22 protein-coding genes, 1 tRNA gene and 1 other RNA gene are annotated in these 24,770 nt (G+C 69.6%); 9 read left to right on the top strand and 15 right to left on the bottom strand.

The genetic code is table 11. The annotated features are described in order from the left end of the window. Positions 1–3: 3 nt before the first annotated feature. The 11 genes from mraY to sppA all read right to left on the bottom strand — a co-directional run bounded on the left by mraY (position 4) and on the right by sppA (position 11,449). Positions 4–1,113: a phospho-N-acetylmuramoyl-pentapeptide-transferase gene (gene mraY, locus ASC65_RS07605; RefSeq protein ID WP_056451286.1), complete on the bottom strand. Its 1,110-nt coding sequence runs from the start codon at positions 1,111–1,113 to the stop codon at positions 4–6. After that, on the bottom strand, positions 1,113–2,519 hold the full coding sequence (locus ASC65_RS07600) for a UDP-N-acetylmuramoyl-tripeptide--D-alanyl-D-alanine ligase (RefSeq protein ID WP_056451285.1): 1,407 nt from the start codon (positions 2,517–2,519) through the stop codon (positions 1,113–1,115). Before ASC65_RS07600 ends, mraY begins: the two co-directional genes overlap by 1 nt. Beyond that, the gene (locus tag ASC65_RS07595; protein ID WP_056451284.1) at positions 2,512–3,981 is read right to left on the bottom strand and encodes a UDP-N-acetylmuramoyl-L-alanyl-D-glutamate--2,6-diaminopimelate ligase; all 1,470 of its coding nucleotides are present in this window, start codon (positions 3,979–3,981) and stop codon (positions 2,512–2,514) included. The genes ASC65_RS07600 and ASC65_RS07595 overlap by 8 nt, the downstream gene beginning before the upstream one ends. Beyond that, positions 3,978–5,723, bottom strand: coding sequence for a peptidoglycan D,D-transpeptidase FtsI family protein (locus ASC65_RS07590; protein WP_056451283.1), 1,746 nt, complete (start codon positions 5,721–5,723; stop codon positions 3,978–3,980). Before ASC65_RS07590 ends, ASC65_RS07595 begins: the two co-directional genes overlap by 4 nt. After that, positions 5,720–6,169, bottom strand: a complete 450-nt coding sequence (gene ftsL, locus ASC65_RS07585; protein ID WP_156459584.1) for a cell division protein FtsL — start codon at positions 6,167–6,169, stop codon at positions 5,720–5,722. The genes ASC65_RS07590 and ftsL overlap by 4 nt, the downstream gene beginning before the upstream one ends. After that, positions 6,166–7,134 (bottom strand): 16S rRNA (cytosine(1402)-N(4))-methyltransferase RsmH, encoded by a 969-nt coding sequence (gene rsmH / locus ASC65_RS07580; protein ID WP_156459590.1) that lies wholly within the window; start codon positions 7,132–7,134, stop codon positions 6,166–6,168. Before rsmH ends, ftsL begins: the two co-directional genes overlap by 4 nt. Then, positions 7,131–7,616 carry a division/cell wall cluster transcriptional repressor MraZ gene (locus ASC65_RS07575; RefSeq protein WP_056451281.1) on the bottom strand — a complete coding sequence of 162 codons (486 nt, stop codon included), beginning with the start codon at positions 7,614–7,616 and terminating at the stop codon, positions 7,131–7,133. Before ASC65_RS07575 ends, rsmH begins: the two co-directional genes overlap by 4 nt. A gap of 423 nt (positions 7,617–8,039) precedes the next feature. After that, positions 8,040–8,416, bottom strand: an RNA gene (gene rnpB / locus ASC65_RS07985) — RNase P RNA component class A. A 41-nt stretch (positions 8,417–8,457) separates the two neighbouring features. Then, the gene (locus ASC65_RS07570; RefSeq protein WP_056451280.1) at positions 8,458–9,222 is read right to left on the bottom strand and encodes an N-acetylmuramoyl-L-alanine amidase; all 765 of its coding nucleotides are present in this window, start codon (positions 9,220–9,222) and stop codon (positions 8,458–8,460) included. Between the two features lie 15 nt (positions 9,223–9,237). Further along, positions 9,238–9,558 carry a hypothetical protein gene (locus tag ASC65_RS07565; protein WP_056451279.1) on the bottom strand — a complete coding sequence of 107 codons (321 nt, stop codon included), beginning with the start codon at positions 9,556–9,558 and terminating at the stop codon, positions 9,238–9,240. Between the two features lie 109 nt (positions 9,559–9,667). Beyond that, positions 9,668–11,449 carry a signal peptide peptidase SppA gene (gene sppA, locus ASC65_RS07560; RefSeq protein ID WP_056451278.1) on the bottom strand — a complete coding sequence of 594 codons (1,782 nt, stop codon included), beginning with the start codon at positions 11,447–11,449 and terminating at the stop codon, positions 9,668–9,670. A 218-nt stretch (positions 11,450–11,667) separates the two neighbouring features. Here sppA and panD point away from each other — a divergent pair, with 218 nt between their 5' ends. The 3 genes from panD (at position 11,668) to ASC65_RS07545 (ending at position 13,159) form a co-directional block, all read left to right on the top strand. After that, positions 11,668–12,024 carry an aspartate 1-decarboxylase gene (panD, locus tag ASC65_RS07555; RefSeq protein ID WP_056451277.1) on the top strand — a complete coding sequence of 119 codons (357 nt, stop codon included), beginning with the start codon at positions 11,668–11,670 and terminating at the stop codon, positions 12,022–12,024. Between the two features lie 75 nt (positions 12,025–12,099). After that, positions 12,100–12,834, top strand: a complete 735-nt coding sequence (locus ASC65_RS07550) for an SIMPL domain-containing protein (RefSeq protein WP_082525922.1) — start codon at positions 12,100–12,102, stop codon at positions 12,832–12,834. Between the two features lie 43 nt (positions 12,835–12,877). Next, a complete protein-coding gene (locus ASC65_RS07545; RefSeq protein WP_056451274.1) occupies positions 12,878–13,159 on the top strand; it encodes a hypothetical protein in 282 nt (93 codons plus the stop codon). 54 nt (positions 13,160–13,213) lie between these two features. Here the strand turns inward: ASC65_RS07545 and ASC65_RS07540 are convergent, their stop codons facing one another. Continuing rightward, a complete protein-coding gene (locus tag ASC65_RS07540) occupies positions 13,214–14,041 on the bottom strand; it encodes an SIMPL domain-containing protein (protein ID WP_082525921.1) in 828 nt (275 codons plus the stop codon). A gap of 208 nt (positions 14,042–14,249) precedes the next feature. Between ASC65_RS07540 and ASC65_RS07535 the strand changes: the two genes are divergently transcribed. Continuing rightward, positions 14,250–14,322 (top strand) — tRNA-Ile (locus ASC65_RS07535). Here ASC65_RS07535 and ASC65_RS07530 read toward each other — a convergent pair. Beyond that, positions 14,320–15,816 carry a hypothetical protein gene (locus tag ASC65_RS07530; RefSeq protein ID WP_235561430.1) on the bottom strand — a complete coding sequence of 499 codons (1,497 nt, stop codon included), beginning with the start codon at positions 15,814–15,816 and terminating at the stop codon, positions 14,320–14,322. The genes ASC65_RS07535 and ASC65_RS07530 overlap by 3 nt on opposite strands. A 13-nt stretch (positions 15,817–15,829) precedes the next feature. Next, positions 15,830–17,308, bottom strand: coding sequence for a tetratricopeptide repeat protein (locus ASC65_RS07525; protein WP_056451272.1), 1,479 nt, complete (start codon positions 17,306–17,308; stop codon positions 15,830–15,832). Between the two features lie 266 nt (positions 17,309–17,574). Here ASC65_RS07525 and ASC65_RS07520 point away from each other — a divergent pair, with 266 nt between their 5' ends. The 4 genes from ASC65_RS07520 to ASC65_RS07505 all read left to right on the top strand — a co-directional run bounded on the left by ASC65_RS07520 (position 17,575) and on the right by ASC65_RS07505 (position 21,037). Beyond that, positions 17,575–18,069 carry a GAF domain-containing protein gene (locus tag ASC65_RS07520; RefSeq protein ID WP_056451270.1) on the top strand — a complete coding sequence of 165 codons (495 nt, stop codon included), beginning with the start codon at positions 17,575–17,577 and terminating at the stop codon, positions 18,067–18,069. Positions 18,070–18,295: 226 nt separating this feature from the next. Beyond that, positions 18,296–18,973 (top strand): SDR family NAD(P)-dependent oxidoreductase, encoded by a 678-nt coding sequence (locus ASC65_RS07515; RefSeq protein WP_056451268.1) that lies wholly within the window; start codon positions 18,296–18,298, stop codon positions 18,971–18,973. Beyond that, positions 18,973–19,806 (top strand): HpcH/HpaI aldolase/citrate lyase family protein, encoded by an 834-nt coding sequence (locus ASC65_RS07510; RefSeq protein ID WP_056451266.1) that lies wholly within the window; start codon positions 18,973–18,975, stop codon positions 19,804–19,806. Before ASC65_RS07515 ends, ASC65_RS07510 begins: the two co-directional genes overlap by 1 nt. 88 nt (positions 19,807–19,894) lie before the next feature. After that, positions 19,895–21,037, top strand: a complete 1,143-nt coding sequence (locus ASC65_RS07505; protein ID WP_056451264.1) for a beta-ketoacyl-ACP synthase III — start codon at positions 19,895–19,897, stop codon at positions 21,035–21,037. Positions 21,038–21,085: 48 nt separating this feature from the next. Here ASC65_RS07505 and ASC65_RS07500 read toward each other — a convergent pair whose 3' ends face one another. Then, positions 21,086–22,306: a M48 family metallopeptidase gene (locus tag ASC65_RS07500; protein WP_056451262.1), complete on the bottom strand. Its 1,221-nt coding sequence runs from the start codon at positions 22,304–22,306 to the stop codon at positions 21,086–21,088. 170 nt (positions 22,307–22,476) lie between these two features. Here ASC65_RS07500 and ASC65_RS07495 point away from each other — a divergent pair, with 170 nt between their 5' ends. Continuing rightward, the gene (locus ASC65_RS07495) at positions 22,477–24,762 is read left to right on the top strand and encodes a TonB-dependent hemoglobin/transferrin/lactoferrin family receptor (protein WP_056451259.1); all 2,286 of its coding nucleotides are present in this window, start codon (positions 22,477–22,479) and stop codon (positions 24,760–24,762) included. Positions 24,763–24,770 lie beyond the last annotated feature (8 nt).

Raw genomic sequence — 24,770 nt, 5'->3', positions numbered from 1 at the left:
GCTCTATCGCAGCTTGAGGGTGGCGAGGCCGGCCAGGGCCAGCATGGCGGAGACGATCCAGAAGCGGATCACCACGGTCGATTCCGGCCAGCCCATCTTCTCGAAATGGTGGTGGATCGGGGCCATCAGGAAGATTCGTTTGCCGGTGGCCTTGAAGTAGGCGACCTGGATCATCACCGAGGCGGCCTCGATGACGAACAGGCCGCCGACGATGCCCAGCACCAGCTCGTGCTTGGTGGCCACGGCGATGGCGCCGAGCGCGCCGCCCAGGGCCAGCGAACCGGTGTCGCCCATGAAGATCTTGGCCGGCGGGGCGTTGTACCAGAGGAAGCCGACGCCGCCGCCGATGATGGCGGCGCAGAAGATGGCCAGCTCGCCCGAGCCCGGCACGTGGTGCACGCCCAGATACTGGGAGAAGATGAAGTTGCCGACCAGGTAGCTGATGATGCCGAAGGCCGCGGCGGCCATCATCACCGGCACGATGGCCAGGCCGTCGAGGCCGTCGGTCAGGTTCACGGCGTTCGAGAAGCCTACGATCGTGAAGGCGGCGAAGGCGACGTAGAACCAGCCGATGTTGATCAGAACCGCCTTGAAGAAGGGGAAGGCGATCGAGGTCTCGAGCCCCGGCGAAGTCGGCGAGACGGTCATCCAGGCCACGGTCATGGCCCCCGCGACGATCGAGACGATGACCTGGGCGACCAGCTTCTGCTTCGAGGTGAGGCCGGCCGAGGTCTGTTTCGACACCTTGGCGTAGTCGTCGATGAAGCCCAGCACCCCGAAGGCGCCGGTCACGAACGAGACGATCCAAATGTAGGGGTTGGTCAGGTCGCCCCACAGCAGCACCGCCACGGCGATGCCGGCCAGGATCATCAGCCCGCCCATGGTCGGGGTGCCGACCTTCGACAGGTGCGAGACCGGGCCGTCGGCGCGGATCGGCTGGCCCTTGCCCTGCTTGACCCGCATCCAGGCGATGAAGCGGCTGCCCATGGCGACCGCGACGATCATGGCCGTGGCCATCGCCAGGGCGACGCGCACCGTCTGGTACTGGACCAGGTTCAGCAGCGGGTAGTCCTGGGCGATGTCGGCGTAGTGGAGATACAGCAGATAAAACATCAGGCTTCCCCTCCCAGGGCGGCAAGAGCCTTCGCGACCAACGACGCCTTGGATCCGTTCGATCCCTTGACCATCACGACGTCGCCCGGCCCGACAAGCTCGGCCGCCTCGGCGGCCAGCTCGGCGGCGGTCTCACGCCACAGGCCGCGGCACTCGACCGGCAGGGCGTCATGCAGGCGCTTCATCTCCGGCCCGGCGGTGTGCACAAGGTCGAGGCCGGCGGCGGCGATCGGCGCGGCCAGGCCCTCGTGCAGGGCGCGCGACTGGTCGCCCAGCTCCAGCATGTCCGACAGCACCACGATGCGTCGGCCGCCCGGCGTGACCGGCTTGGCCCCCAGGCTGCGGAAGCCCGCGGCCATCGACAGCGGATTGGCGTTGTAGCTCTCGTCGATCAGGGTGAAGGCCCCGCCGGGCGCCTGAACCACGGTGGTCTGGCCGCGGCCCGCCAGCGGGCGGAATTCGGCCAGGGCGGCCAGGCCGGTCTCCAGCGGCACATCCAGGGCGTCGAGCATCAGCAGGACGCAAAGGCTGTTCAGGCCCCAATGGAAGCCGGACTGGGCCAGGGTGAAATCGATCGAACGGCCGTACAGCTCGGCCTTGACCCGCGCCCCGCCCTCGAAGGGCTGGAAGTCCAGCAGGCGGGCGTCGTGACCCTGGGCCGTGCCGAAGGTGACCGCGCGGGCGCCAGCCTTGCGGGCGGCGGCTTCGAGCACGGCGGCGTAGGCGACATCGCCGTTCAGGACGGCCGCGCCGCCCTCGACCAGGCCCTCGAAGATGGCGGCCTTCTCGGCGGCGACCCCGGCCTCGCCGTCGGCGAAGGCCTCGATGTGGACCGGGCCGACCGTCGTGACGCAGGCGGCGTGCGGGCGGACGAATTTGGACAGGGGGGCGATTTCGCCCGGGGCGTTCATGCCGATCTCGAACACGGCCCGCTCGACCGTGGTCGGCATCCGGGCCAGCGTCAGCGGCACGCCGATGTGATTGTTGTAGCTCTTGATCGAGGCGTGGGCGGGCCCGGCCAGGTCGAGGCCGGCCTTGATGGCCTGGGTGACGCTGGTCTTGCCGACCGAGCCGGTGACCGCGCCTCGACGGACGTGCGGGCTGCGTTCGCGCGAGAAGACGCCCAGTTGCTCCAGCGCCCGCAGGGTGTCGCCGGTGACCACCGCCGGGCCGCCCTCGACCGCGCGCTCGGTGATCGCCCCCGTCGCCCCGGCGGCGAAGGCGGAGGCGGCGAACTCATGCCCGTCGCGCGCGCCCTTCAGGGCCACGAACAGGTCGCCCGGGACGATCTCACGGCTGTTGTAGGTGATGCCGTCGGCTTCGAACGGTGCGCCCGTCAGGTCGCCGCCAGTGGCGGCCAAAATCTCGGCGGAGGTCCAGAGGGGGCGGTAGTCGGCGTCAGGCATGGACCAGCAGGGCTTCGGCGGCTTCGGTGGCGTCGTCGAAGGGGTGGGTTACGCCGCCGACGATCTGTCCCTGCTCATGCCCTTTTCCGGCGATGACGACCACATCTCCGTCGCGCATCTGTTCGATTGCGTGGCGGATTGCGGCGCGACGGTCACCGATCTCGGTTGCATTCGGGCAGCCCTCGCGCACGGCGCGACGGATGGCGGCCGGATCCTCGGAGCGGGGGTTGTCGTCGGTGACGATGGCGACGTCGGCCAGGCGGCCGGCGATCTCGCCCATGATCGGGCGTTTGGCGCGGTCGCGATCGCCGCCGGCGCCGAAGACCACGATCAGACGCCCCGAAGCGTGCGGGCGCAGCGCCTTGAGCACCGTCTCCAGCCCGTCCGGGGTGTGGGCGTAGTCGACATAGACTTCGCCGCGGGCGGGAACGCCCGCTGGGCCGGCGATGCGCTGCAGGCGGCCCTGCGCGCCCTCGATCTTCTCCAGCGCGGCCAGCACCCGCTCGGGGCTCTCGCCGCCGGCGATGCACAGGCCCGCGGCGACCAGGGCGTTGGAGGCCTGGAAAGCGCCGGCCAGCGGCAGCAGCACCTCAAACAGGCGACCCTGCACATCGATGGTCAGGCGCTGGCCTTCGGGCACGGCGTGGCGCTCGACCAGGCTGAGGTCGCGGCCGCGCTCGCCCACGCCCATGACGCCCAGGCCCGACATGATCGAGGCGGCGGCGAAGCTGGAGTAGGCGTCGGAGTCGGCGTTCAGCACGGCGGTGCGGCCGCGCGGCAGCAGGGTCTCGAACAGACGCAGCTTGGCGTCGCGATAGGCGTCCATGTCGCCGTGATAGTCGAGGTGGTCCTGGGTCAGGTTGGTGAAGGCCGCGGCCTTCAGCGTCACCCCGTCGAGGCGGCGCTGGTCGATGCCGTGCGACGAGGCCTCCAGCGCCAGGTGGGTCACCCCGCCCTGGGCCAGCTGGGCCAGCAGACGGGCGGCGTCGGCGGCGTCGGGGCTGGTCAGGCCGGGGCCGGTCAGGGCCTCGGACATCGTGCCAGCCTGCGCCACGACGCCGAGCGTGCCCATGCTGGCCGCGGTCAGGCCCAGCCCGGCCCAGATCTGGCGGCAGAAGGCGGCGACCGAGGTCTTGCCGTTGGTGCCGGTCACGGCGACGCAGGTGGCCGGCTGGGAGCCGTAGAAGCTGCGCGCGGCCAGGGCGTAGGCGCGGCGCACATCGCCCGAGGTGACCAGCAGCGGGGCAAGGGCCGCGTCGGTGTCGGCCGGCGCCAGGACGGCGGCGGCGCCCTGCGACAGAGCCTGGGGGATGAAGGCGCGGCCATCGGCGGCCGTGCCCGGCAGGGCGACGAACAGACCGCCCGGCGCGACCTTGCGGCTGTCGGCGGTGATGCCGGTGATCACCGGGTCGACGGGGACGTCGCGACGCAGCAGCTCCGAGAGGCGAAGGGCGGCGCTCATCGCCCTTCCTCTTCGATCGGGGCGAACAGCGGGACCTTCTCGCCGGTCGCGGTGCGGTACTGGTCGGCGCGGCGCTCGACGCCGAGGAAGGGCGCGATGCGGTCGGCGATGCGGCCGACGGCGGGTGCGGCGACGTAGCCGCCGGTGCGCGGATAGGCGCCCGGCTCGTCGATCAGCACCAGGATCGAGTAGCGGCGCGCGTTCAGCGGACCATCGGCCGGGAAGACGGCGGCGAAGGTGCCGACGGCGTGGGTCGGGTCGTAGCGGCCGTTGACCAGCTTGTTGGCCGAACCGGTCTTGCCGCCGACGCGCAGGCCCGGGGCCTCGGCGAAGCCGCCGGAGCCGCGCACGACGTTGCGGCGCAGCAGGTCCAGCAGGGTGGTGGAGGTCTCCGGCGAGACCACCTGGCGGGTCTCGACGCCCGGCCGGCCGCCCTTGCGCAGGGTCAGCGGGATGAAGCGCCCGCCGTTGGTCAGGGCGCCCATGGCCGCCGACATCTGGGCCGGGGTGATCATGATGCCGTAGCCGAACGACAGCGAGGCCAGGGTCGAGTCGTCCCACTTGCGCGGGCGGCGAGGCTTGGCCGACTCGTGCAGTTCGATCGGGGCGGCGTCCAGGAGGCCGAAGCGGGTGAAATAGTCCCGCATCACGTTCGGCCCCATCTCGACCGCCAGGCGCGAGGTGCCGATGTTGGACGAGTGCAGGAAGACCTCTTCCAGCGTCAGGATCTGGTTGGTGGCGTGGAAGTCCGTGATGCGGCGATTGCCGATCATGAAGGCCTGCGAGGCGTCGAACTTGGTCTCCATGTCGGCCCGGCCGGTGTCGATGCCGGCGGCGACGGTGAAGGTCTTGAACACCGAGCCCATCTCGTAGTGGGCCGAGACGGCGCGGTTCAGGCTCTGGTCGGTCGGCCAGCTGGCCATGCCGAGCACCTCGCCGGTCTGCACGTCGGCGATGATGCCCACGGCGCCCTTGGCCTGGGCCTGCAGAGCGGCGGCGGCGAGTTCGTTCTCCAGCACGCCCTGGACGCGCAGGTCGATCGAGAGGGGGAAGTCCTGGCCCTGTTCGCCGGCGGCGCGGATGTCGGCGTTGAAGGCCAGCTCGGCGCCCGAGATGCCCTGCCCGCCGGTGTCGGCCAGACCGAGCACATGGCTGGCCGAGCCGCCCAGCGGATAGACGCGGCGGTCTTCCGGCTCGAAGGTCACGCCGCCCAGGGCCAGGGCGTGAATGGCGGCCTTCTCCTGCGGGGTCAGGCCCGGCAGGACGATCAGGCGGCGCTCGCCGTTCAGCACCTTGTTCAGCTTGGCCATCGAGACGCGCGGCAGGGCGCGCTTGATCTGCGCGGCGGCGGCGCGGCGGTCCCAGACCTCGCGCGGATCGATGTACAGGCCGTAGTGGGTGATGTTGGTGGCCAGCAGGGCGCCGTTGCGGTCGACGACGTCGGCGCGGCTGACCGCGTTCGGGTGGTGCACAGCGCCGGCCGCGCCGCGCGGGGCCAGCAGGGCGGCGTTGGCGGCGCCCAGGGCCAGGCAGCAGAAGACGAACGAGAACAGAGTCAGGATCACGAAGATCCGGACGCGCGTGTCCTCTTCGGGCCGGGCGTCGGCGCGGGCTCGGCCGAACGAGTGCTCGATGGCCCACATGGCCTCGGCCAGCCAGCGCCACGACGGCATGTTCAGACGAGCGCCGGGACGGCCGGGCGCCGGGCGATCCCAGGCGGCGTGAGGATCGTGCACGCTCATTGCGCCGCCTCCGCCGGGGGTTCGGAGACGGCTTCGCCCGCGGCAGGCGCGGGCGTTGCAGGAACGGACTGAGGCACTGTCGGGGCGACGATCACGCGCGGCTCTGGAACGGGCGCCAGGCTCGGCAAGCTGGCCTCGGTGGCCTGCCGTTTGACGTCGACCGGACCTAGGCCCGCGCCGCGCGACAGGGCCTCCAGGCGGCCCGGCTGCTCCAGCCGGGCGACCTCGGCCCGCAGCAGGCGGACCCTCTGGCCGTTCTCGGCGATCTGCCGCTCCAGGCTGTCGATCTGCGCTCCTTCACGGGCCGCGGCCGCCTTGGCCAGGTAGACCGAGAAGACCATGGCCGCGACCAGCATGACGCCGATGATCTCGATCCAGCGGATGCCGCGCACCTTCCAGTCGAAGACGCGCTTGAAGACGGCGACGGGCATGGAGGCGACGCTCATGCGGCGATCCTCCCCCAGGGCGCAGCATCGGTGCGGACGGCGGCCCGCAGGCGGGCGGAGCGGGCGCGCGGGTTGGCGGCCAGTTCGGCCTCGCCGGCCTCGACCGCGCCCTTGAACTTCAGGGTGAAGCTCGGCTTGCGGGTCTCGACCGTCACCGGAGCGTGGCGCGAGCCGCCCGGGGCGTTGCCCGTGCGCTCGGTCAGGAAGGCCTTCACGATGCGGTCTTCCAGCGAATGGAAGGTGACGACCGCCAGCCGACCACCGGGGGCCAGGGTCGCCTCGGCCGCCTCCAGCCCGGCGCGCAGCTCGCCCAGCTCGTCGTTGACCGCGATGCGCAGGGCCTGGAACACACGGGTGGCCGGATGGATGGCCGCGCCGCGACGGCCGCCCAGGGCCTTTTCGACCACCTGGGCGAGATCCAGCGTGCGCGAGAACGGCTGCTCCGCGCGGCGGCGCAGGATGGCGGTCGCCACGCGGCCCGACTGACGCTCGTCGCCATAGAGCTTGAAGATGTGGGCCATGGGACCGTGGTCCCAGGTGTTGACGATGTCGGCGGCGGTCTCGCCGCCGTGGTCGCTGTTGGCCGACATGCGCATGTCCAGCGGCCCGTCGCGCATGAAGGAGAAGCCGCGCTCGGCCTGGTCCAGCTGCATCGACGAGACGCCGATGTCGAAGACCACGCCGTCAAGCTTCGCCTCACCCGTCCCCTCGAAGGCCTCGGCCAGGCCCGAGAACGGCGTGCGCACCAGGCGGAAACGGTCGGAATAGTCGGCGGCGACCGCGTCGGCGTGAGGCTGGACGGTGGGGTCGCGATCCAGGGCGATGACCGTGGCCCCGGCCGCCAGGATGGCGCGGGTGTAGCCGCCGGCGCCGAAGGTGGCGTCGATGATCACATCGCCGGCGCGCGGCTCCAGGGCCTCCAGGACCTCATCAAGCAGGACCGGGGCGTGGGGAGAAGCCATCAGACCCCCTCCCCGCCCGGACGACGGCCGGCCAGAAGCGCCTTGCGCCCGGCCTCGCCGCGCTCGCGCACAGCCTGACGCGCCAGGGCGCGGCGCTCGTCGCGACGGGCGTTCCAGCGGGCGCGGTCCCAGATCTGGAAGCGGGAGCCCAGGCCGATGATGACCACGTCCTCGCCGAGCCCAGCCTCCTGGCACAGGCTTTCCGGCAGGGTGATGCGGCCGCCGCCGTCGTAGGCCAGCGGACGCTGGCCCGCATAGAAGGTCTCTTCCAGAGCCGTGCGCAGGTCGTCGCCGAAGGGCAGCTCTTCGATCATCGAGACGTATTCGGCCATCAGCTTGTCGCCGCCGGCCTCGAGGCAGTCAGACTCGATCGAGAAGAAGCAGAAGACCCCGTGTTCCGCGCCGTTGTCAGCCGTCCGGAACTCCTGAGGAATCAGGAGCCGACGTTTGCCGTCCAATTGTTTCTCGTAGGTCGAGAGAAACACGTTGCGCCCAAACCGGACCCTTCGATCCGCCCTCTATCCCTGGACGCAGCCACGCGTCCGATGACAACCCCAACTCGAAGTAATGGGATAGCATGGGATGAACTGGGTCTCAATGGGATTGATACCGACTGGTTAACCTTCTTCGATCACGAAACGCCCGCAAATTCCGGAACATACACAGAACATCGAACCTATCGACAGGCTGTGGAGCGATCTTGCGGCGCGTTGCGGAGCAAAGGGTTAACGGGCGGTAGAAGGGTCGAGGGTTGAGGGTTGAGGGGGTCAGTAGCGACCACGCCTCAGGCGACGGCGTATGTTCGGGTCGCGACCTCAGCCACCCTCAACCCTCAACCCTCAACCCTCGACCCTCGCCGCGCTCAAGCAGCGAGCCGCCGGGCGGCGAGCGTTAGCGCACCAAGATAAAGCGTCAGACGGCCTGTAAGCCGGGTTCTGTTCCGCACCGAAGCGCGGCGACGATCATTCCTCTGGACCGGCCATTGCTGACCGGTTCTCGCGACCTACCCGGACGCCTCGGGCGGTGAGCCCTGCAGCCGAAGCTGCGCGACGTCCCTATTCGGTCTTGCTCCAGGCGGGGCTTGCCATGCCGTCGCTGTTGCCAGAGACGCGGTGGGCTCTTACCCCACCCTTTCACCCTTCCCTGCCTCGCGAGGCAGGCGGTTTGCTTTCTGTGGCGCTATCCCTCGGGTCGCCCCGGGCGGAAGTTATCCGCCGCCTTTTCACCGTGGAGCCCGGACTTTCCTCGACAGGGCAAGCCCCGCCGCGACCGCCCGGCCGTCTGACGGGGGCTAAGTGCGCTTTCATGGCGCCACGGTCAACGTCCTCAGGCCAGCACGCCCGTCACGCTCTCAGCCGTGGCCACCTGCAGCACCCCCATCAGGGTCGCGCGGGTCTCGCCGTCGGCGACGCCGTCGACCTGCGAGGACCGCCAGTGGCGTTGGAAGGCCTCGACCGCCAGCCGGGTCTCGTCGTCATACTCGAGGCCGCCCTTGGTCAGGCCGTAGCCGAGTCGGCTGAGCCCGGCGCGCAGCACCACGACGCCCAGGCCGTCTGCGCCCATCGACAGCGGAGGCCCCAGGGCCTCGATCCGCTCGGCGGCGGGCTCGAACCACAGGCCGTGGCCGACGGCGGCCAGTTTCTTCCACGGGAAGCGCTCGCCCGGGTCCTGCTTGCGGTCCGGCGCGAGGTCCGAGTGGCCGATGATGCGGGCGTCCGGAATGGTCCAGCGCGTCCGGATGTCGGTGATCAGGCTGATCACACAGTCGATCTGGACGTCCGGGAAGTCGCGGTAGCCGAACTCATGGCCCGGATTGACGATCTCGATGCCGATCGAGGCGGCGTTGCAATCGGTCTCGCCCTGCCAGGAGCCGCGGCCGGCGTGCCAGGCGCGGCGCTCCTCGGGCACCAGGCGCAGGATCGAGCCGTCTTCCTCGACCACATAGTGGGCCGAGACCTTGGCCGCGGGATCGCGCAGCCGGGCGATGGCCTCCGCGCCCGTGCGCATGCCGGTGTAGTGCAACACCAGCATGTCCGGCGGGGCGCGCCGGCTGTCGAAATTAGGGGAAGGCTCGTCCCTGACGCTGAGCACGGGCGACGGTCCGCCTTAGCGCACCGGTTTCTCCCAGCCGTAGGCGACCCAGGCGCCGTCTACCTTGCGAGCCTCGATGACGTCGTCGCTGCGGCGGGCGCGCACCGTCACGCGGCGGCGGGCGCGCATGGCCAGACCGGCGAAGAAGACGAGCACGGCGGCGACGACGGCGATGACGGCCACGGCGGCGGCGGTGATGACAGCCAGGACAGCCCCGACCGCCATGGCGACCATGGTGGCGAAGAGCCCGGCGACCCACATCAGCGGCGCAAGCAGTCCGTTGGCCGCGCGGCGATCCGCGCCGGGGCCAAAGATCAGGCGGTCAGACTGGGTCATGTCGTCACCTCTCAAGCGCCGGTACAACGCCGAACTTTCAATCTCGGTCCATCGAAGCGGCCGGTCAATGACCGGCCGCTTCACAGGCGAGTGTCCAAAGGTCGCGCTCTCAGTAGGGCTGGTCGGCCAGAACGGTGGCTCCTGAGGCCCGGGCGCGCTCGGCCTGCAGCTGCCGGACGGCGGCTTCGGCCTGCGGATCGTTCATCACGCCGCCGATGCCGACCAGCACCTGGGCGGCCTCGCCCGAGACGCCGAACGCCTCCGACAGGGCCTGGAAGGGCGAGCGGGCTTCGGGGAAGCGCTTGAAGCGGACGGACTCATCGGCCGGAATGCTCGCCAGCTGGCGGGCCTTGGCGATGGCCTCCTCCAGACCGCCGAGTTCGTCGACGAGGCCCAGCGATCGGGCCTGGGCGCCGGTCCAGACGCGGCCGCGAGCGATCTCGCGCACACGAGCCGCCGGCAGACGACGGCCCGCCGAGACGCGGGCGATGAACTCCTCATAGGTGCGATCGATGCCGGCGGCGAAGGCGGCGCGGTCGTTGGCGTCGAACGGGCGCGCCGGCGAGAAGGCGTTGGCGTAGTCGCCGCCGACCGACAGGTTGCGCAGGTCGAGGCCGAAGCGGCCGAGGGCGTCGGCCAGCACGATCTTGCCGCCGAACACGCCGATCGAGCCGGTCAGGGTCGAGGGCTGGGCCACGATCCAGCTGGCTTCCGAGCTGACCCAGTAACCGCCCGAGGCGGCGTAGTCGCCCATGGACACGACCACCGGCTTGCCGGCGGCCTTGGCGGCGCGCACCGCGGCCAGGATCTGCTCCGAGGCGTCGGGCGAGCCGCCCGGCGACGAGACGCGGAAGACGATGGCCTTCACCGACTTGTCCTCGATGGCGTCGTAGATCGCTTCGGCTACGTCGTCGGACATGATCGAGGAGCCGCCGCCGAACGGGTCGGCGCCGCCGCCCGTTCCGGTCATGATGGCTCCCTCGCCGCCGACGATGGCGATGGCGTTGCGGCCCGAGCCCGAACGCTCGCCCTTGGACGAGGCGTAGTCGTCGAATTCGATGATCTCGGCGTTGCGGCCGGCGCGGCGCTTGGCGGCCGCCTCGGCCTCCTCGACCTGGCCGACCTTGTCGATCAGGCGGCGCTGCAGGGCCTGGGCCGAGCTGTGCGGGCCGGCTTCGATGGCGGTGCGCAGGGCCTCGGGCGTGACGCGGCGGTCCTGCGCGGCGTTGGCGATGGCCGAGGTGTAGATCGAGTTCATCCAGGCCGCCATCGCCTCGCGGTGGGCCGGGGTGAAGTCGCTCTCGGTGTATTCGTTGACGGCGTTCTTGTACTCGTAGCGCTGCTCGAACTGGGCGTTGACGCCGTATTTCTCGAAGGCGCGGCCCAGGAACAGGGTGTCGGCCGAGAAGCCCGCCAGCTGGAAGCTGGAGGTGTTCTGCATCCACAGCTCGCCGCTCGAGGCGCCGATCATATAGCTGGAGATGGCGGCGCCGACCGGCTGGAAGCCCTGGGAATGGGCGATGACGGGCTTGCCGGCGCGACGGAAGCGACGCACGGCCTGGCGGATCTCATCGGCGGCGGCCGGGGTGATGCCGGCTTCCGGCAGGCGGATCAGCAGCACCTTCACCCGCGGATCGTCCTCGGCCTGGGCCAGGGTGTCGACGATCTGCATGGTCGACAGCCCGCCGCCGCCGAAGATGGCGAACGGATTGGTCGGGGCCTGGTCCGTGACGCCTTCGCGCAGGTCCAGCTCCAGCACGGAATGGGCCGGGGTCGAGTCCTTCGACGAGGCCGAGCTGATCGCCAGGGTGATCAGGATGACCGGCACGACGATCAGGAAAAGGAACAGCCCGGCGAAGACGCCCAGCATGGTGAGGAGGAACTGCTTCATCGGGAGGTCGTCGTCCGGAGCGCGGGCCGAGGCATGGCCACATTTTGACCATAGAGCGGCAGGCTTTGCCGTCAAATGAACGTCCGGTAACGGGCGAGTTGTCGCGGGCGTGAATGGTGCGTTGCAACAGCGTGATTGCTGCGCACGCGGCGAGCCCCTATATCAGGCGCCAGCGAGCGGGGGCATCGCCCCGCGTATTGTATGAGACCGCACTCCCCATGCTGGTCACCCTGATGAAGGCCAAACTGCACCGCGCGACGGTGACCCAGGCCGACCTCGATTACGAAGGCTCCATCGCCATCGACGCCGACCTGCTCGACGCAGCCGGCATCTTCCCGCACGAGCAGGTCGATGTCCTGAACATCACCAACGGCGCGCGCTTCACCACCTACGCCATCGAAGCCCCGCGCGGCTCGAAGGTGATCGGCGTCAACGGCGCCGCGGCCCGCCTGGTGCAGAAGAACGACAAGGTGATCGTGGTCACCTACGGCCAGCTGCCCCAGGAAGAGGCTCGCCAATGGTCGCCGACCGTCGTCCTGCTGGACGACAACAACGACATCAAGCGCGCCGCCTGATCGACCCCAAAGGGTCCAAGCTTCACCGTAATTGAGCGCTCGTCTCCTCCCCATCCAAAGGGAGGACGAACTGCCATGAAATCATTGATGATCGCCGCCGCCTGCGGCGCGATGGCGCTCGCCGGCGCGGCGCAGGCGCAGGCTGGCGGACGGGCCACGATCGTGGTTCGCGGCGAGGGTCGGGTCGAAGCCATGCCGGACACCTTCGCCATGAGCGCCCAGGTGGTCGGCCGGGGCGCGACCCAGTCCGAGGCCGTCAGGCAGCTGGCGCTGAGCCAGACCACCGTGACCGATGCCGTATCTCGACTGCAGGGACTGACCGCTGCCGAAGTCACCACCGGCCTTCCCGCCGTGACGCCGACCTACTCAGGGGAGTGCGCCCGCGACACTCACGACAAATGCACGCCCTCCGGCTACGTCGCCGTCCTGGAGGTCACGCTCGAAGGCATGCCTGCTGAACGCGGCGGTGACGCCGTGTCCCTGGCCGCCGAACGGGGCGCGCAGAGCGTCCGACTGACCCGCCTCTTCCTGGCCGACGAAACCGGGCAACGCAGCCAGGCCGCCCGAGTCGCCTTCACCGATGCACGGCGCCAGGCCGAGGACATCGCCACGGCCTCGGGGCAGCGCATCGTGCGGGTCGCCAAGGTCGCCTCGCCCGACCGTCAGCGAATCTATGGCCTGTACAATGAGGCCGAGGTTGACGCCTACTATGGCGCCACGGGCTATTTCACGCCCGAGACGTCATTGGACCTGTCCCCGGACGCCGTCAGCATCTCGTCCAGCCTCGAGGTCACCTTCGAGATCGAATAACCCAACCTTGACGCGCGGGCCGGAGAGGCATTCCCTTCGGAGCATGGATCGGACCCGCGCGCTCAAGACGCTTCGCTGGACGCTGTACGGCGCCTGGGTCGTCGCGTCGGCGCTGGCGATGATGATGGCGCTCACGCCGGGCCTCGACCTGCTGGGCCTGCCGCCGGAGCGGATCAGCTTCATCCCGGCCACCTTCACCGGCATGCCCTGGACCCTGCCGCTGTTCTTCAGCGACTACGACTCCGTCACCACCCTCGCGATCGTGCTGGTCGGCCAGGTGCTGAACGTCTCCATCGGCCTGATGCTCGCCCGCGGGGACGACTAACGGCCCAAAAAAGGCCCCGGCGCACGCGCCGGAGCCTCGTTCTTCCATCCCTGATCAGCGGATCAGGTCGTAGACGCCGGTGATGTCGATCCGGACCGTCAGTTCGCCGGGGGCGACCGGGGTACTGCCGGCGTCCATGGCCATCTCGGCGCGGGCGTACATCGGGCGCGGCGGCTGGGGCATGTAGCCGCCGCCCTCGGTCAGCGAGCGGATGCCGCCCAGGCGCACGCCCAGAGCGTCGGCGTACAGGGCCGCCTTGGCCTGCAGGTTGCGCACCGCCAGCTGGCGGGCCTGGTTCTCAGCCGCGCTGGGGTCCTTCAGGCCGAAGCCGATGCCGTCGATCTGGTTCACCCCGGCGGCCACCACGGCGTCAGCGGTCGAGCCGACCTTGGTCAGGTCGTTGATGGTCACCGTCACCCGGTTGTTGGCCTGGTAGCCGCGCAGGCGCGGCGGCTCGTTCTGCACGTAGTCGTACTGCGGCGACAGGTTCAGGCCGGAGGTCTGGACGTCGCGCTCGGCGATGCCGGCGCGGCGCAGAGCGGCCATGACCTGGTTCATGCGGGTCGCATTCTGGGCCATCGCCTCGGCGGCGGTCGGGGCGTCGGTGACCACGCCGAAGCTGATCGTGGCCATGTCCGGCGCGGCCTTGACCTCGCCATAGGCGCCCAGGTTGACGGCCGGAGTCTCGGTCACCGCCTGGATGGTCAGCGGCGCGCCGCCGCCGGGCTGGCTCTGGGCATGGGCCGCAGGCGCGGCCAGGCCGATTGCGGCGGCGACCATCACGGCGCCGCTCATCATCAGCAGGCGGTTCGACAGAGCCGGCAGGCTGGCGGCCTTGGCGACGGCGCGGGGAGCGCCAAAACGGGCGGCGGGGCGGTTCATACGGGTAGTCTCCTGATAGCGGCGATCCGTCCGGCCCGGGTTCGGGCGAGGACCGTGAACGCACCTTGACCGTTCGAGCCTGAACGAACGCTCAGGCCCCATTGGCAGGTTCCATTCATCGGCGTGAAATCGACGAAAGGTCGGTGTCGCGGGCATGACCCTTGGCAAGCCGCGCACGGCCCTGCTAGGCCGTGCAAACCGCCACGGCGGGCCCGTAGCTCAATGGTTAGAGCCGACCGCTCATAACGGTCTGGTTGCAGGTTCGAGTCCTGCCGGGCCTACCGGCTCCCCCAGCCCCAGCCGCCGCGCCAGCGGTCTTCGCCGCGCGGGCGTTCGGAGTAGATGTAGCGGCCGTCGCGGTCGTACCAGCCGTAGCCGTCGCGGAAGCGGTCCCAGCCGTCCAGCGAATAGCCGTCGTCATAGTACTCCAGGCCCAGCAGCCCGTCCTCGGACGCCCACCAGTTGCGCGGATAGGAGCCGTTGGCGCACTCCCAGCCGTCGCCCGGGCGCCAGTACGGCTCATGCCGGCCGCGCCCGCGGTCGCGGAAGTACGGGCGGCACACGTGGTGCGAATAGACGCGGTTGCCGCGCGCCTGGATGTTGGCCCGGTCTTCCTGCCAGAACACCTGCTGCACGCCGGCGAAGGTGTTGTTGTTCAGCACCGCGTTGCCGGCGGCGGCCGCGACGCCGACCGTCCCGGCGCGGATGCGGCTGTCGGTCAGGCGCAGCTCGCCGTTGTAGAGCACCACGCCCTTGTCGGAGCGGCCGATCCGGCTGTTCGTGACCTCGACCGAGGCGCCCTCGATGGAGACGCCCTCGATGAAGCCGACGATGTTGGAGTTCTCGACCTCCACGCGGCCGTAATCGCGGCCCGAGCGGACGATGAGGCCGATGGAGCGCGGACCGAAGGCGTTGGGCGCGCCCGTGCCCATCAGGGTGGTCGAGGCGATGCGCGAGGCCTGGCCGGCGCCCGGAATGACCTCCATGCCCGACTGCGAGCCCTTCACCACCACTTCCCAGGCGTTCAGCACGGCGCCGTCGGCGACCACGGCCGGCGCAATGGTTTCGGCCTCGATGACCGTGTCGCGCATGTCGAGCAGGCCGCCGTCGGCGTAGATGGCCGCCTCGTCGCCGGCGTGGCGGAAGCCGACGCGGTTCATGACGATCTCGGCCCCGTAGCCGACAATGCAGGCGGCGTCGCCGGCGCGCGGCGAGGCGAACACCATATCGCGGATTTCGACCCGGACGCCTTGGGCCACGGTCATGCACGGCAGGCCGTCGGGGGCCTGCAGGGTCGGCTCGGGCGAGCGGTTCCAGTCACGCGGATTGAAGCCGCCCTCGCCGATGATGGTCATCGGCTTGTCGATGTTCAGCCAGCCGACGCACGCGCCTGCGCGGGTGCGGATGATCAGGGTGCCGCCCGGACGGACGCGGCGCACCGCGTCCTCGACGGCGCCGGTGCCTGGATTGCCGCCGCAGTCGACCAGCACGACCTCTTCGGTCCCCTGGCGGAAGGGCGGATAGGCCGGGCCGCCCCAGTCGGGGCGATGGCGGCCGTAGTCATAACGGCGGTGTTGCCCGCGGCTGCGCGATCCGCGCGACGGCGGGTCCAGTAGGACGCCGAAGTTCGGCCGCGTCTGGCTCTCGACCTTGGCGGCGGTCTGGGCCTTGGCTTCGCTCCCGTCCGCGAGATTGAGGATGAAGGCCGACGCGGCGATGGCGGCGCCCCCGCAGAGCAGGCTGCTGAAGCGACCGAGGGGGAAACGGGTCATCATATCCAGGCCCTCCTTAACGGCGCTGCTGGGAACGGGAGACCTGGGCCAGGACGGCCTGCAGGCGGGCGGCCGAGGGGCCGAAGCCGGACAGGGCCGAGTCGATGCGCAGGGCCACGGCCTGGGCCTTGTCCTGGTCGGCGACCCCGGAGACCCCGAGCGCGAAATAACTCGACATGGCGAACTTGGCCTCCGGGCTGCCCTGGCGGGCGGCCTCGTCGAACCACTTGAAGGCGCGGGCGTAATCGGCCGGCAGGCCGATGCCCTCGGCGTACATGACCGCCAGAACGAGCTGGGCCTCGGACGAGCCGTTGACGGCCGCGAGCTGGATGGCGCGGACCCGCTCCAGATTGGACAGCCGGCTCTCCATCGGATGGCCGAGCATGGCCTCCAGGGTCTCGATCTGGCGCTTGGACAGCTCGTCGGGGCTCTGGGCGGCGGTCTCGGTGACGCCGAGGTAACGCAGGGCGCGGCCGACGTGGATGAAGGGCAGCTCGCCGCTCATTCGGCTGAGCGCGTACTCATAGGCGTCGCCGCGCGGGCGGCTCTCGTCCGAGAAGGGCACGCCCGAGGCCGGGGCCTTGTTCGGATAGAATTCGAACGGCGGCGTCCACTGCCGGGCCTTGGCCTCGACGAAGCGGCTGTACTGGTCACGGCTCGGCGCGGAACGCTCGAAATCCTTCATCAGCACATAGGCGCCGACGTCGCCGGTCTGCACCGCCAGGTAGTTGTACAGATAGGCGTCGACGTCGTTGCGCTGGAACAGGCTGGTGGCGGCGCGATAGCCGCGCTTGGTGCGCTCGCCGGCGTTGGGGGCCTTGCCCTTGCCCCAGGCCTCGCGGGCCTCGCGGTTGTCCTCGGGCTCGCCGAACGGGCCGTAGAGGCCGTCGTGCAGCCTGGCCAGGGTGCGGAAGCCCGCCGCGTCCTGGGTCGAGAGGATGTAGATGACGCGGTCGCGGACCGCCTCCTGCTCCTCGCGGGTCATCTGGCCGAGCTGGCGGTCAAGCTTTTGATAGGCCTGATGCCGTTCATAAGCTCGGCAGTCGTCATAGCGCGACAGCGGCCGCCAGCCGCCGAAGCCGCCGCGGTCGACGCGGTTGATCGGGGCGTATCCCTGATCGTTGGCCAGGGCCATGGCGTACCAGGTGGCGCTCTCAATCGGGTCTTCGATGTTCTTGTCGGTGGCGCGCACGGCGGCGTAGCGCCCGCCCAGTTCGAGCTGGGCGAAGAAGTCGCCACGGAAGGCCGCGCGGCGCAGGGCGCGCAGGCCGGTCTCCTGGGCGTTGAATTCGGATCCGGTCAGCGACGCCGGACGCGGGCAGGTGTTGGCCGTCGCGTTCTCGCCCTGCCAGAATTGGAAGCCCGTCCGATCTCCGCACGAGGCGACGCCAAAGGCCGCCACGGCCAGGACGCCGGCGACGGCGGCGATAGCCACGGGCCCGCGCGAACGCGCAAAGCGGCCCTGTTCGTGCGTTGTCCCCTCGCCCTCGACCATCTACCCCTCGCACTACTGGAGCGGGCGTTCCCCGGCCCGCCCGTTAAGCTTCGCGCGACCGGACAGTCCGGTCCAGTTAACCATCTGTCAAGGTTAACGCCGTTTTGCGACAAAGCGTTGCCGCATGTGTGCCATTTTGTGACGCATCCGAAAATCCCTTTCAGAACCATAGGGTTGCGTTTTCCCCTGACAGGCGAATCCCGGACCCTCGCCTGATGGCCTAGGCCGTCCTATATGCGGGCCTTCGATCCGGAGTCTTTTCCCGCATGTCCTACGTCGCCCGCGACGATCGCCCCGCCGACAAGGCCGCTCGCTACTCCGAGGTCGAAGGCGAGATTCTCGCAGTACTGGAAGGCGAATCGAACCGGATCGCCCGCATGGCGACGGTCGCGTCGATGTTGGCGGACGCCTTCCCCATCTTCTTCTGGACCGGCTTCTACGTCGTCGACGAGGCCAAGGCCGACGAGCTGGTGGTCGGACCCTACCAGGGCACGCTGGGCTGCCTGCGCATCGCCTTTGGGCGCGGCGTCTGCGGCGCGGCAGCCGCCACCCGTCAGACCCAGCTGGTCGAGGACGTCCACGCCTTCCCGGGCCACATCGCCTGCGATAGCCGCTCGGAGAGCGAGATCGTCGTGCCGGTGTTCGACGCTTCCGGCGACCTGATCGCCGTCTTCGACGTCGACGCCACCGAAAAGGCCGCCTTCGACTCTGTCGACGCCGAGGCGCTGGAGCGGCTGCTCGGCAAGGTGTTCGCGGCCTGAGCGGCCACGACCGCGTCTGACGCAGCGGCCTGCCAAGTTCGAAATGTGCACCCACAAGTGCACTTAAAGTGCACTCGAAAGTGCACCCTAGTGTCTCTCCCAGGCCCGCCACGACTGGGCTTCAGGCGGAAAAGTGCCCTAAGTGCACTCGAAAAAATATCTCGGCGCCGGCCGCGCGATTCTGCACTAAGTGCACTCGATTTTTTCGTTTTGAGCGGAGCGACCCATGTCTGATCGCGTGATCGTAGTGACCGGTGGACATGGAGCGCTGGGCCGCGCCGTGGTCGAGGCCGCTCTGGCCGACGGGCTGAAGGTGGCGATCATCGATCACGCTGCGGGCCAGTCCGCCCCCGAGGGTGCGCTTGAGCTGGGCGGCGTCGACCTGACCGACCCGGCCTCGGCCGCCAAGGCCATCGACGCCGTCGTGGCGCACTTCGGTCGGCTGGACGCCCTGCTCAACATCGCCGGCGGCTTCACCTGGCAGACCACCGACGACGCCGACCCGGCGTGGGAGAAGATGTTCGCCCTCAACCTGAAGACCGCCCTCAACGCCAGCCGCGCCGCCCTGCCCCACCTGAAGGCGTCGGAAGAAGGCCGTATCGTCAACGTCGGGGCCAATGGCGGGCTCAAGGCCGCCGCCGGCATGGGCGCCTACGCCGCCGCCAAGTCCGGGGTGCACCGCCTGACCGAGGGCTTGGCCGAGGAGCTCAAGAAGACCTCGGTGACGGTCAACGCCGTCCTGCCGTCGATCCTCGACACCGCGCAGAACCGCGCCGACATGCCCGACGCCGATCCCAAGAAGTGGGTGCAGCCGTCCGACCTGGCGCGCGTCATGCTCTTCCTCGCCTCGCCGGAGAGCCGGGCCATCACGGGGGCCCTGGTGCCGGTGACGGGCCGGGTCTGATGAGGCCCGCCCGCAGCGTCCTCTTCCTGCCCGCCACCAACCCGCGGGCGATCGAGAAGGCGCGCGGCCTGGCCTGCGACGTGGCCATCCTCGACCTCGAGGACGCCGTCGCGCCCGAAGGCAAGGCCGAGGCCCGCGCGGCCGCCGTCGCGGCGGTCGAGGCCGGCGGCTTCGGGCCGCGGCTCGGCGTGCGGGTCAACGGCCTGGACACGCCCTGGGGCGAGGCCGACCTGCAGGCTCTACAGGGGACCAGCATCGACCTGGTCGTGGTCCCCAAGGTCGAGCATCCGCAAGCCATCCTCGCCCTGTGGGAGCTGTCGCCCCCCGGCGCCGACCTGTGGGCCATGATCGAGACCCCGCGGGCGGTCGTGCATCTGGACGCCATCGCCCATGCCGGCGGGCCGCTGCGCGGGCTGATGCTGGGGGTCAACGACCTGTCGGCCATGCTCTTGACCGGCCACGCGCCCGACCGCGAACCGCTCAAGCCCTGGCTGGCCAAGACCGTCGCCGTCGCCCGCGCCTACGGCCTGCTGGCCATCGACGGGGTCTACAACGCCTTCACAGACGCCGAGGGCTTCGCCGCCGAGGCCGCGCAAGGGCGACTCTACGGCTTCGACGGCAAGAGCCTGATCCATCCGTCGCAGATCGCGGCCGCCAACGCCGCCTTCTCCCCCTCCCCTGAAGAGGCGGCCTGGGCCCGCGCCATCGTCGCCGCCTTCGCCTCGCCCGAGGCGGCCGGTCAAGGTGCGATCCGGGTCGACGGGGCGATGGTCGAACGCCTGCACCTGGCCGCCGCGGAACGAACACTCGCCCGTCTCGACCCGGGCGCCTGACGCGCCTATCTAGTCAGTCCAGAAACAGAACGCAGGCCCCTCAAGCAGTGAGGCGCCGCGCGTCGAGCGTTAGGGGCTCAAGACACGTATGACCAAAGCCGTCATCGCCGCCACCGGGCTGTTCACCCCGGAGCAGTCCATCTCCAATGAAGAGCTGGTCGCCGCCTACAACGCCTACGCCGAGCGTTTCAACGCGGCGAACGCCGCCGAGATCGCCGAGGGCGAGGTCGCGGCCCTGACCCCGTCGTCGGTCGAGTTCATCGAGAAGGCCTCGGGCATCAAGTCCCGGTTCGTCCTCGAGAAAACGGGCATCCTCGACCCCGAGCGCATGGTCCCGCACCTGCCCGAGCGCTCCAACGACGAGCTGTCGATCCTGGCCGAGATGGCCGTGAAGGCCGCCGAACAGGCGATCAAGGCCTGGGGCAAGCCGGTGTCGGAGATCGGCGCCGTGCTGTGCGCCGCCTCGAACATGCAGCGCCCCTACCCGGCCATGGCCATCGAGATCCAGCAGGCCCTGGGCATCGAGGGCTTCGCCTTCGACATGAACGTGGCCTGCTCCTCGGCCACCTTCGGCATCAAGACGGCGGCCGACTTCATCGCCTCGGGCTCGGTCAAGGCCGTGCTGATGGTCAATCCCGAGGTCTGCTCGGCCCATCTGAACTTCAAGGATCGCGACAGCCACTTCATCTTCGGCGACGTGGCCACGGCCGTGATCGTCGAGGCCGAGGATCAGGCCGCGCCGGGCGGCTGGGAGATCCTGGGCACGCGGCTGAAGACCGTGATGTCGAACAACATCCGCAACAATTTCGGCTTCCTGAACAAGGCCGCCCTGCCGACCGACGCGGTCGAACCGCTTCAGTCCAACGGGCTGACCGACAAGATGTTCGTCCAGCAGGGCCGCAAGGTGTTCAAGGACGTGGTGCCGATGGTCGCGGACATGATCGTCGACCACGCCGGCGAACTGGGCCTCGATCCGACGAGCCTGAAGCGGATGTGGCTGCACCAGGCCAACATCAACATGAACCAGTTCATCGGCCGCAAGGTGCTGGGCCGCGAGCCCGAGCCGCACGAGAACGTCATCATCCTGGACGAGTACGCCAACACCTCCTCGGCCGGCTCGATCATCGCCTTCCATCTGCACCACGACGGCTTCCAGCCGGGCGAGGTCGGCCTGATCTGCAGCTTCGGCGCGGGCTATTCGGCGGGTACGGTGTTCGTCAGGAAGCGCTAGCCGCCAGGCCCCTCCCCATCGCGAACCGCGACGGGGAGGATGCGACGATTACTTCGCGGGCGGCTGGGCCGCCTCAGGCGCCGGGGCCGGGGTCCCCGCGGGCGGATGCGCCGCTTTCCACTCCATGGCGCGGCGGATGCGGTTCTCCACCGACGGATGGTCGTAGAACAGGATCTCCTCGATTGCGGAGGGCGACGGAGCCCGGTACTCGGCCGTCTTGATCAGCGCCTTTGACAGGCCGTCCGGCTCGTTGGCGTGAACCAGCGAGAAGTGGTCGGCGTCGGCCTCGACGGTGCGGACCATGGTGTTGACGACCGGCGCGCCCAGCAGACCCAGGACCGAGAAGATCGCCGCCAGCACCGGCAAGCCGGCGGGATCGGCGATCTCGCCGACCCGGTTCGCGCCCAGCAGCCGGCGCGCGACCGGATAGAGCCGGTCGACCAGGAAGAAGCCTATAGCGCTGAGGATGATGATGATGCCGGTCATCCACAGCGAGTGCATGTGGACGTAGTGGCCCATCTCGTGGCCGACGACGCCGCGCACCTCGGCGATGTCGGCGCCCTTGGCGAACATGACGTCGCTCATGGCCACCCGGGCCGAACCGCCCAGGCCCGAGACGTTGGCCGTGTAGCGGTCCGACTGTTTGGAGCCGTCGTAGATATAGATCTTGTCGTCCGGGGTGCCGGTCTTGTGGGCCAGGTCGACGACGGCGTCACGCACCGGGCCGTTGGGCGCCGGGGTGTAGGTGTTGAACAGCGGCTCGATCAGGATCGGCGAGATCAGCAGGCCGAAGATGACGAACAGGGCGGTCAGGCCGGACGCCCAAGCCCACCACAGCCGCCGCGCCCGCCGGATCAGGAAGTAGATGCCGACGATCAGCAGGCCGGTGAAGGCGATCGAGATCGCCCCGCTCAGCACCGCCTCGCCCAGCCATCCGGTCAGCGGCTGCTCGGTCAGACCGTACTGTTTCTCGCGCCACCAGCTCTCGTAGATCGACCACGGCAGGGTCAGGACGAAGCTGAGCGCGAGGTAGACCACGCCCACGATCAGCGAGACCAGCTTGGGCCGGGGTCGATTGGCCTCCAACCGGTCGCGAATGGCGCTCAGCCACCCCAGCCGGATGATGATCCACGACACGACGACGCCGACCACGGCGCCCCACAGCAGTAGCCAGTGGCCGCCCCGGGTGTAGGCGACGGCCCGCGCCGTGTCTTCGGGCGACAGCGTCGCCAGCCAGCGTGCGGTCTCGGCCGCGACATCGATGGTCATTGGGGTCCCTCCCTTTAAGCTGCCAAGCTGGACCGGGCCCTGAACCCTGTCAGCTAAAATCGATGACAGGATGCCGCTCCCGCCGAACGGCGTTGCCTCTAGTTGCAGTTGATTCTGATAATCGTTCGCAGTAATTGCCCCCGCGACTCTCCAAGCGGGGCTATAAGCACATGCGTCTTCTCCTCCTCTCGGCCAGCCTGTCGGCGCTGGCCGCCGCCAACCCGGCCCTGGCCGAAGATCCGGCCGGCGCCCCTTCGATCGCCCCCGCGACCCAGCTCCCGCCGGTCAGCGTTCTGACGACCCGGACCCGGACTCCCGTCGACGAGGTTCCGGCCACGGTCACTGTCTTCACCGACGAACAGATCGAGGAGCTCCTGGTCACCGACATCAAGGACCTGATCCGCTTCGAACCGGGCGTCAGCGTCGTCAGCCAGCCCGCCCGCTTCGGCGCCGCCCTGGGCACGGCGGGCCGGGCCGGGAACGAGGGCTTCACCATTCGCGGCCTCGGCGGCGACCGGGTGCTGATGGTCATCGACGGCACGCGCATCCCGGACGGCTTCGTTTTCGGCGCCCAAAGCGTCGGCCGCGGCGGCTACGCCGATCTGGATCTGATGAAATCCGTCGAGATCCTGCGCGGCCCGTCATCGGCCCTCTACGGCTCGGACGGCGTCGCCGGCGCGGTCAGCTTCACGACCAAGGATCCGGCCGAACTGATCGGGGCGGGCGAGACCTTCGGCGCCCGCGCCCGTGTCGGCTACAATTCCGCCGACGACGGCCTGACCAAGTCGGCGGTCATCGCCGGTCGAACCCGCGATATCTCGGCCATGCTGGCCTGGACCGCCCGCGACGCATCGGAGACCGAGACCCAGGGCGACGTTTCGGGCCTGGAGGTCCGTCCGGTCGCCATCGGCGGGGTCACCGCTCCCGGCTACAACTACGCCCTGCGCACCGAGGCCAATCCGCAGGAGATCAGCTCCGACGCCTGGCTCGCCAAGCTGATGTGGGACTTCGCGCCCGGTCAGAGCCTGCGTCTGAGCTACGACCTCTATGAAATGGACATGCAGGCCAATGTCATCAGCGGCCGCGCGTCCCACTTCGTGGGCTCGCCGCCGCCTTCGGCCACGAGCGTGCTCAATCTGGTCGCCACTGACTCCACCGAACGCGAGCGGATCGGCCTCGACTGGCGCCTGGGCGACGCCCTCGGCCTGGACAGCGCGCAGGTGTCGGTGTTCCGCCAGGATGCGACCACCCGCCAGCACACCTTCGAGGATCGCGTCGGGACCGACCGCATCCGCGACAACCAGTTCAACAACGAGGTCTTCGGCGTCGCGGCCTTTGCCGTGAAGACCCTCGGCGACCATCGCCTGACCTTCGGCGGCGACTGGTCCGAGACGACCCAGGAAGGCATCCGCGACGGCACGGCGCCGCCCTTCGGCGAGACCTTCCCGACCAGCCCCTTCCCGCGCACCGACTACACCCTCGCCGGCGCCTTCATCCAGGACGAGATCAGCCTGCTGGACGGCGCCCTGAAGATCGTCCCGGCGGCCCGCTGGGACGCCTATGAGCTGTCGACCGCCAACGACCCGCTCTACGTCGGCGCCCGGGCCGACCAGAAGGACGACCGCTTCTCGCCCAAGGTGGGCGTGGTCTGGTGGGGTTCGGAGCAGGTCGGCGTGTTCGCCAACTGGGCTGAGGGCTTCAAGGCCCCGACGCCGAGCCAGGTGAACAACGGCTTCTCCAACATCGCCTCCGGCTACCTTTCGATCCCCAACCCGGACCTGCGGCCGGAGACCAGCGAGAGCTTCGAACTGGGCCTGCGCGTGCGCGAGGTCCCGCTGCTGGGCGGCCGCCTCGCCGGCCAACTGGTCGGCTTCCAGTCCGACTACTCCGACTTCATCAGCCAGCAGCAGGTCGCCGGCGACTTCACCCCGACCGACCCGGCCGTGTTCCAGTTCGTCAACTTCACCGACGTCGAGATCGAAGGCCTCGAGGCCAAGGCTGACATCTGGTGGGCCAACGGCTTCAGCGCCCGCTTCGCCGCCGCCTATGCTGAAGGGACCTCGACCGAGGCCGGCGTGACCACGGCGCTGGAGACCATCGACCCCATCAAGGTCGTAGCCGCGGTCGGCTACGACGACCCGGCGGGCCGGTTCGGCGGCCAGGCCATCGTCACCTGGTCGCAGGCCAAGGATCCGGCCGACACCGACGGCCTCAGTTGCTTCAACGCCAATCCGGCCCTCGGCTGCGCCGTCGGCGACGACTTCGTCCTGCTCGACCTGACCGCCTACTGGATCGTCAACGACCAGGTCACCGCCCGCGTCGGCGTCTTCAACGTCTTCGACGAGACCTACAGCTGGTGGAGCGACATCCGCGGCGTGTCCAACAGCTCGGCGGTCAAGGACGCCTACACCCAGCCCGGCCGCAACATCGGCCTGTCCCTCGCCTTGCGATACTGAGCCAGAAA

It is taken from the genome of Brevundimonas sp. Root1279, from assembly GCF_001425945.1.
In the GTDB taxonomy this organism is placed as follows: Bacteria; Pseudomonadota; Alphaproteobacteria; order Caulobacterales; family Caulobacteraceae; genus Brevundimonas.
Note: the sequence above shows the minus strand (reverse complement) of the source record. Positions and strands in the feature narration are given on the sequence as shown.

What these genes read in the sequence shown, in the direction of transcription:
- mraY (WP_056451286.1), bottom strand. Translation starts at nt 1,113, where the DNA reads ATGTTTTATCTGCTGTATCTCCACTACGCCGACATCGCCCAGGACTAC.
- ASC65_RS07600 (WP_056451285.1), bottom strand. Translation starts at nt 2,519, where the DNA reads ATGCCTGACGCCGACTACCGCCCCCTCTGGACCTCCGCCGAGATTTTG.
- ASC65_RS07595 (WP_056451284.1), bottom strand. Translation starts at nt 3,981, where the DNA reads ATGAGCGCCGCCCTTCGCCTCTCGGAGCTGCTGCGTCGCGACGTCCCC.
- ASC65_RS07590 (WP_056451283.1), bottom strand. Translation starts at nt 5,723, where the DNA reads ATGAGCGTGCACGATCCTCACGCCGCCTGGGATCGCCCGGCGCCCGGC.
- ftsL (WP_156459584.1), bottom strand. Translation starts at nt 6,169, where the DNA reads ATGAGCGTCGCCTCCATGCCCGTCGCCGTCTTCAAGCGCGTCTTCGAC.
- ASC65_RS07565 (WP_056451279.1), bottom strand. Translation starts at nt 9,558, where the DNA reads ATGACCCAGTCTGACCGCCTGATCTTTGGCCCCGGCGCGGATCGCCGC.
- sppA (WP_056451278.1), bottom strand. Translation starts at nt 11,449, where the DNA reads ATGAAGCAGTTCCTCCTCACCATGCTGGGCGTCTTCGCCGGGCTGTTC.
- panD (WP_056451277.1), top strand. Translation starts at nt 11,668, where the DNA reads ATGCTGGTCACCCTGATGAAGGCCAAACTGCACCGCGCGACGGTGACC.
- ASC65_RS07550 (WP_082525922.1), top strand. Translation starts at nt 12,100, where the DNA reads ATGAAATCATTGATGATCGCCGCCGCCTGCGGCGCGATGGCGCTCGCC.
- ASC65_RS07545 (WP_056451274.1), top strand. Translation starts at nt 12,878, where the DNA reads ATGGATCGGACCCGCGCGCTCAAGACGCTTCGCTGGACGCTGTACGGC.
- ASC65_RS07540 (WP_082525921.1), bottom strand. Translation starts at nt 14,041, where the DNA reads ATGAACCGCCCCGCCGCCCGTTTTGGCGCTCCCCGCGCCGTCGCCAAG.
- ASC65_RS07530 (WP_235561430.1), bottom strand. Translation starts at nt 15,816, where the DNA reads ATGATGACCCGTTTCCCCCTCGGTCGCTTCAGCAGCCTGCTCTGCGGG.
- ASC65_RS07525 (WP_056451272.1), bottom strand. Translation starts at nt 17,308, where the DNA reads ATGGTCGAGGGCGAGGGGACAACGCACGAACAGGGCCGCTTTGCGCGT.
- ASC65_RS07520 (WP_056451270.1), top strand. Translation starts at nt 17,575, where the DNA reads ATGTCCTACGTCGCCCGCGACGATCGCCCCGCCGACAAGGCCGCTCGC.
- ASC65_RS07515 (WP_056451268.1), top strand. Translation starts at nt 18,296, where the DNA reads ATGTCTGATCGCGTGATCGTAGTGACCGGTGGACATGGAGCGCTGGGC.
- ASC65_RS07510 (WP_056451266.1), top strand. Translation starts at nt 18,973, where the DNA reads ATGAGGCCCGCCCGCAGCGTCCTCTTCCTGCCCGCCACCAACCCGCGG.
- ASC65_RS07505 (WP_056451264.1), top strand. Translation starts at nt 19,895, where the DNA reads ATGACCAAAGCCGTCATCGCCGCCACCGGGCTGTTCACCCCGGAGCAG.
- ASC65_RS07500 (WP_056451262.1), bottom strand. Translation starts at nt 22,306, where the DNA reads ATGACCATCGATGTCGCGGCCGAGACCGCACGCTGGCTGGCGACGCTG.
- ASC65_RS07495 (WP_056451259.1), top strand. Translation starts at nt 22,477, where the DNA reads ATGCGTCTTCTCCTCCTCTCGGCCAGCCTGTCGGCGCTGGCCGCCGCC.